The sequence below is a fragment of the Chromohalobacter sp. HP20-39 genome (assembly GCF_033052815.1).
Lineage (GTDB): Bacteria > Pseudomonadota > Gammaproteobacteria > Pseudomonadales > Halomonadaceae > Chromohalobacter.
In genome coordinates this window covers 1-244 of record NZ_JAWHTP010001057.1, presented here as the reverse complement: position 1 = coordinate 244, position 244 = coordinate 1, and the positions used below count along the sequence as shown (strand labels likewise).

Genomic DNA, 244 nt, shown 5'->3' with positions numbered 1-244 from the left:
ACTCGGGGGCCGTGACGGCGCGGCTGCCCAGCTGCGAGCTTGGCGGCACATAGCCAGGCCGGAAGAAATTGAAGACCGTCGGGCTGCGCAGCGGGCTCTGGGCGAGACGGTTGGCGGGGTTGGTCGTGTCGCCGATATTCCACAGGCCGGTGGCCGACGTGACGCCAAACGTGCGCCCCCACTGCAGGAAGCGCAGCACCGGCTCGCGCAGCTTGCCGGCACCGGCACCGGTCGGCACCGTGCG

1 protein-coding gene is annotated in these 244 nt (G+C 71.3%); it reads right to left on the bottom strand.

The features are described from left to right. A partial coding sequence (locus RVY79_RS21160) for a hypothetical protein (RefSeq protein ID WP_317466579.1) occupies window positions 1–244 on the bottom strand: 244 nt, incomplete at both ends.